Origin of the sequence: Microbulbifer epialgicus, assembly GCF_041447265.1 — a bacterium.
GTDB classification, from domain to species: domain Bacteria; phylum Pseudomonadota; class Gammaproteobacteria; order Pseudomonadales; family Cellvibrionaceae; genus Microbulbifer; species Microbulbifer epialgicus.
This window is the reverse complement of record NZ_JBGMEK010000171.1, coordinates 1-3,589: the sequence shown is the minus strand read 5'-3', so window position 1 is coordinate 3,589 and position 3,589 is coordinate 1. Positions and strand designations below refer to the sequence as shown.

Below are 3,589 nucleotides of genomic sequence, written 5' to 3'. Positions count from 1 at the left end.
CAGAGTTGAGCATGTATTTGGTTCTATGGAAAATGAACAGGGAGGAATGTTCGTTCGAACTATAGGACTTGCGCGCGCCAATGTTAAGGTTGGCATGATGAATTTGGTTTACAACATGCGTCGATTTGTCAGTTTATACAGTCGAATTGCGCCCGCAGCATGAAGAGTGGGATAAAATGGATATGAGTTTTACTTGGAATTATTATAAAACACACTAACTATCAATATTTATCGAATAAGCTCAGTTTTACAACTAAAACTCAACCATAAAATAGCACTCCAATAATTCGTAAATTTATCTCCGAATTTATAGAGATGCCCATAAATTAACCGGGTGAAAGTCTCCAGGAATTGCTTGGGGACCATATGTGTTGATGATGGCTTTTTTTTCTACTCCTTTCTGAGAGGCAATTTCGTCACAAAAGCGGTATTCAGCAGATACGTTTATTCAAGATGCCTTTATCGCCGGTAGAGCAGGCCCCAAAGATAGAGATATACGGCACTGCAATCAAGAAACTGCTCATTGATAAGTTTGGTATTGAGGCTTATTTCTGGAATAGGAGATTTCTGGCAAGGCCAAGTAAGCATATATCTACGAAGGAGAAAAATATTACCTTGCTAAGCTTTATAAGGCGAGAACACTCCGCAAACAGGAGGAACCCTGGCGCCGATCAGCTTTGGGCTAGATATAGAGGCCTGGATGCCGATTACGAGCTTACAGTGATGTATTCACAGCGCGTCTTGAGTGTAGTGTATTCTTTCCTTCTGACTTCGCAGTAAGTCTAAGGGGCCAATACTTATGTTTTCGGTATAATGGATGATCTATTGTAAGGGTCTGGGTCTGGTTCACCCTTTTCTGACTTGTTTCTTGAGTCAATAATATGCGTTACCATACCAGCTGGCATTTCAGAGAACCAGTTGACAATTCTGTATGATTTGGATTTGTATAGGTTTTCAGATTTTTGCCATTTATTTTCTGTCATTTTCGTAAGCATAGCGTAAAGAAGTATTTTTCCTTCAGTTCCAAGTTTTGAACCATATCCAGAGATTACATACTCACTGTTTTTAATGTCTAGTTCTATATTGTAGTTTGCGTTGGCCGCCTTGATAGTTATGGAGAGAAAGTCTGGGCCGCTTTTGGATTTTTCCGCAATAATTGATACTGAGGTACCATCAACGGATAAGTCTGCCCGTATAGATTCGCTAGATTGTTCCACTAGAAACCTGGATCTATTTGCTAGTTGATTGATGTCAGATAGGGAGACGTTTGAGCTGGCTATTGAGCGTTCAGATATAGACTTTAGAGAGTCATAATGAGAGTCCACTAGTACATTGTTTAAAACCTCATTAGCAATGGTACCACCTGAAAAAAATATACTAATTAATAGCGTCAAGCTTCTTATGCGAGTACCCACTATTTCTCTCCATCATTTGAATAATTTGCATTATTAGGTTTAGTGCGAGTTGAAGCATAAGTGTTAATTAATGAAATAAAGTTGACATGGCAATTGCCTGGGGAGAGTGATACGGAGACAAATAGGAGAGTTTAGGGTGATAACTTGACCTTATGCCAGCATGAGTTCTAGTAATTGATTGGGTTCTATTAGTGGTTTTAAGGGAATGTTTTACATTCCAACTTGTATGCCTATAGTTTACTTTGAAATAGTAAGGGGTTTAAGAAATGCTTGTTATTGCGAATCGAAATATAAGATGGGAAGAGTTTAAGAGTGGCATTGCTAATCATAGAGCTTTTGGGAATAAGTTAAATCGTAAAGGGGCGAATGAAATTAGAATTGCTGAGGCTGAGATAAAGGGGGGGGTAAATGGCGGGTCAAGTTGGTAGAAGAGCCAAAGAAAATAACAAAATCAAATATACCGTCAGAAAAAATATTTCGTTCTTTAAAAAAGAGCTTGTTAGGGACAACAGCGACTGTGTTTTTTTATGCATGGCTTTGATAAGCCTTTTGTAAAAAGATTAAATCAAGCGCGTCGTTTGGAGTGGAGATATGGAGTAAAAGTTGTTGTTTTTTCTTGGCCGTCTAACCCTGGTGGGAATCCAGTAGATGAGTACAAGGATGCAAGCAAGATTGCCCTGGCTTCTGCTGGAGCATTAGCTTCTGCTTTAGAAAAAGTTGGTCGCTATATGAAGAAGTCGTTAAGAAATTATCCTGCAGAAAAGTGTAATATAAAATTTTCACTTTTAGCATATAGTCTTGGTAACCGTCTTCTTTACAGTTATATGGGCGGCTCTTCTGATGATGAAGGAGCAAATATTTTTGATAATATCATATTATGCCAGGCTGATGTTGATCGTATAAATCATGAACACTGGGTTGATAGAATGTCTATAGGTAAGCGAATTTATATTACGATTAACGAGGATGATGGGGTGCTAAAAAAATCTGAAATGGTCAATCGAAGGGAGAGGCTGGGTCGGGCATCTGGCCATCTATATTCAGAGAAGGCACTATATTTTGACTTCACTGGTGGTCCTAATGTGGGTGGAACACATGGGCTATTTTATAAGAAAACAAATAGGGTGGTTAGGGACGTTTTCCATGAGTTTATGCATGGGAGGAGGGGTGAGCGAGTGCTAGGTATGACCTATGACCCAAGAACTAATGCGTATCAATTCTAGGTTTGAAACCTCAAAATTCTGGTGATAGTTATGTGGCAAGATGTGGTTTCTCGTGAATATAAGGTTATGCTTAAGGTTAACCGTTTTGTTGGTTCAGAGGTTAGTTTGCGAAGCCAGGCTAGTTTTTTTTGGAATGAGTTTAAAGGTTCAATTAAAGATCTGGTTTTTGATACCGATGGTCAGTTGGATGAAATAGAAAACCGGAGGCTTGTAAAATTTTATGATAGCGATCATCAAGTACTTAAAAAACATAATTACTCATTTAGAGAGCGAGTTGACCTTAATACTAATTCGCGAGAAGTTACACTTAAATTTCGCCATCCAGATCGATATATCTCTCAAGATAGAGATATGAGGGCCGCTTATGAGAAAGACGTAAAGACTAAATTTGAGGAAGATATTAAGCCTCCGTTTTTAAAATTATATAGTTTTTCTTCTGCACAGCCTATATCGAACACAAAAATTATCAATAAGATAAATGACCCTGAGGGGTTGTTCCCAAATTTAGGGGAGCAGCTTGATAATACTGAAGGGAGTGAGTTAATTAGTGTTGTGGGAGATTTTACGGCTAAAGAAATAGTAGTTTCAGGCGGTGATTTTCAGATTGGTAAGGTCCCTAAGGTAGAGGCAGAGTGCGCCTTAATAGTTTGGTACGACGGTATCGGGCAGACTGAGATTCCAGCTGTTGTCGAGTTTAGTTTCAGGTATAAGGACAAGAAAGAACGATTTGAGGGTGATGTGGCGGAAAGAGCCTACGAAGTATTTAATAGATTAATAAATATGGTGGAATGGATTGACTCAGAGGGGTTAACCAAAACTGCATATGTCTACTCAAGAGTAAATTCGTGACTGGGGCGAGGGTGTTCAAAACTCTGTGTCAGCCAAATGGCCTCATAAGCTGATGTATTTTTCCAAGCGATCTGGAAAGTGGATCGTCAGTTGTGACAGTGT

The 3,589-nt window shown here is 39.0% G+C and carries 3 protein-coding genes and 1 pseudogene; 3 read left to right on the top strand and 1 reads right to left on the bottom strand.

Annotated elements, in window-relative coordinates; all coding sequences use genetic code 11:
• A pseudogene (locus ACCI49_RS23955) lies at positions 1-163 on the top strand (IS5/IS1182 family transposase); the annotation flags it as partial.
• 634 nt (positions 164-797) lie between these two features.
• Here the strand turns inward: ACCI49_RS23955 and ACCI49_RS23950 are convergent.
• Positions 798-1,415, bottom strand: coding sequence for a hypothetical protein (locus ACCI49_RS23950; protein WP_371841766.1), 618 nt, complete (start codon positions 1,413-1,415; stop codon positions 798-800).
• 515 nt (positions 1,416-1,930) lie between these two features.
• Here ACCI49_RS23950 and ACCI49_RS23945 point away from each other — a divergent pair.
• Both ACCI49_RS23945 and ACCI49_RS23940 read left to right on the top strand, forming a co-directional pair.
• Positions 1,931-2,638: an alpha/beta hydrolase gene (locus tag ACCI49_RS23945; RefSeq protein WP_371841767.1), complete on the top strand. Its 708-nt coding sequence runs from the start codon at positions 1,931-1,933 to the stop codon at positions 2,636-2,638.
• 30 nt (positions 2,639-2,668) lie between these two features.
• A complete protein-coding gene (locus ACCI49_RS23940) occupies positions 2,669-3,487 on the top strand; it encodes a hypothetical protein (RefSeq protein ID WP_371841765.1) in 819 nt (272 codons plus the stop codon).
• The last annotated feature ends 102 nt before the right edge of the window (positions 3,488-3,589 follow it).

Bases quoted from the DNA above. Each gene is read 5' to 3' on its own strand.
- ACCI49_RS23940 (WP_371841765.1), top strand. From the start codon at position 2,669: ATGTGGCAAGATGTGGTTTCTCGTGAATATAAGGTTATGCTTAAGGTT.